General features: G+C 75.1%; 2 protein-coding genes. One reads left to right on the forward strand and one right to left on the reverse strand.

Annotated elements, in window-relative coordinates:
* The first annotated feature begins 11 nt into the window (after positions 1 to 11).
* Positions 12 to 1,220, forward strand: coding sequence for a winged helix-turn-helix domain-containing protein (locus tag D452_RS0101260; RefSeq protein WP_026128866.1), 1,209 nt, complete (start codon positions 12 to 14; stop codon positions 1,218 to 1,220).
* A gap of 33 nt (positions 1,221 to 1,253) precedes the next feature.
* Here the strand turns inward: D452_RS0101260 and D452_RS0101265 are convergent, their stop codons facing one another.
* Positions 1,254 to 1,817, reverse strand: coding sequence for a GNAT family N-acetyltransferase (locus D452_RS0101265; RefSeq protein WP_017542351.1), 564 nt, complete (start codon positions 1,815 to 1,817; stop codon positions 1,254 to 1,256).
* Positions 1,818 to 1,841: the final 24 nt, after the last annotated feature.

Below are 1,841 nucleotides of genomic sequence, written 5' to 3' on the forward strand. Positions count from 1 at the left end.
TCTCGGACCCGATGCACGAACCCGCTTCCGCCCACCCCCGCCGCGACGCCGCGCTCTCCGCCTCCCAGGCCCGCCGTGTCGCACTCGCGGCCCAAGGCTTCGCCGATCCCCCGCCGTCGGGCAAACCCACCGCCCGCCATCTGCAACGGGTGATCAACCGCGTCGGGGCCGTCCAGATCGACAGCGTGAACGTGCTGGCACGCAGCCAGTACCTGCCGGTATTCGCCCGGCTGGGCCGCTACGACACGGCGCTGCTGGACCGCGCGGCCACCCGGCGCGGCGGACGGCTGGTGGAGTACTGGGCGCACGAGGCCAGCCTGATCCCGCCGGCCACGCACCGGCTGCTGCGCTGGCGCATGGAACGCGCCCGCAGCGAAGCCTGGGGCGCCATGCGCCGCACCGCCGACGAACATCCCGGTCTCGTCGCAGCGGTGCGCGAGGAGGTCGCGCGCACCGGCCCGGCCACCGCGCGGCGGATCGAGTCCGGACTGGAGCACGGATCCGCCCGTCCGCGCGAGCACTGGGGGTGGAACTGGTCGCTGGTCAAGAAGGCGCTGGAGTTCCTGTTCTGGTCCGGCGAGGTCACCACCGACGGCCGCACCGCCCAGTTCGAGCGGCGCTACGACCTCACCGAGCGTGTTCTCCCGGACGAGGTCCACGGCGCCCCCGATCCCGACCCCGCCGACGCGCGGCGCGAACTCATGGCGATCGCGGCGCGCTCGCACGGCGTCGGCACCGAGCAGTGCCTGCGCGACTACTTCCGGCTCGGCGCCGCCGAGGCCCGTACGGCGCTGGCCGAACTGGTCGAGGCCGGCGAGGTCGTACCGGTCGGCGTCGCCGGCTGGCAGCGGCCCGCCTATCTGCACCGCGACGCCCGCGTCCCGCGCAAGGTCGATGCCCGCGCGCTGCTGAGCCCGTTCGACTCCCTGGTGTGGGAGCGCTCGCGCACCGAGGCGCTGTTCGGTTTCCGCTACCGGCTGGAGCTCTACGTCCCTGCGGCCAAGCGTGTACACGGTTACTACGTGCTGCCGTTCCTGCTCGGCGAGGACCTGGTGGCGCGCGTCGATCTCAAGGCCGACCGCCGCGCCCGGCGGCTGCTGGTGCGGCGGGGCGCGTTCGAGGAGCACGCGCCGCCCGGCGCCGCCGCGGAGCTGCATGCCCAGGCCGAGCGCATGGCCGCGTGGCTGGGCCTGGAGGAGGGCGTGCACTACGAAGGCTGATGCCGCCGCCGAAGACCCGGGGCCGCCCGGGCCTCACGCCCCCAGGGGCTTGGCCAGCTCCTCGAAGACCAGGTCGTCGCGCTTGGGCAGCCCGAAGCGCTCGTCGCCGTAGGGGAACGGCGCGGTCGCGCCGGTGCGCCGGTAGCCGCGGCGCTCGTACCAGGCGATCAGGTCGGTGCGCTGGCGCAGCACCGTCATCCGCATCGCGGCGCTGCCGAGCTCCTCGGCGGCGGTGCGCTCGGCTTCGGCGAGCACGCGGCGCCCGAGCCCGCCGCCCTGGGCGGCGGGGCTGACCGCGAACATGCCGAAGTAGGCGGAGCCGTCGCCGCCGTCGGCGAGCTCGCAGCAGGCCACAGGCCGCCCGTCGCGCTCCGCCAGCACCACCCGTGTATCGGGGCGCGCCAGCAGCTCGGCGATCTGCGCGGCGTCGGCGCGCTGCCCGCCCAGCAGGTCGGCCTCGGTGGTCCAGCCCTGCCGGGAGGTGTCGCCGCGGTAGGCGGAGTTCACGAGTTCCACCACGCCCGGGACGTCGCCGTCCCCGGCGGAGCGGAAGACGGGAGCGTCGCCGCCGTACCGTGCCCGTTCCCCGATGCTCACTTGCGCTCCTCTCGCTCGCGGCTC

The organism is Nocardiopsis prasina DSM 43845 (assembly GCF_000341265.1).
In the GTDB taxonomy this organism is placed as follows: domain Bacteria; phylum Actinomycetota; class Actinomycetes; order Streptosporangiales; family Streptosporangiaceae; genus Nocardiopsis; species Nocardiopsis prasina.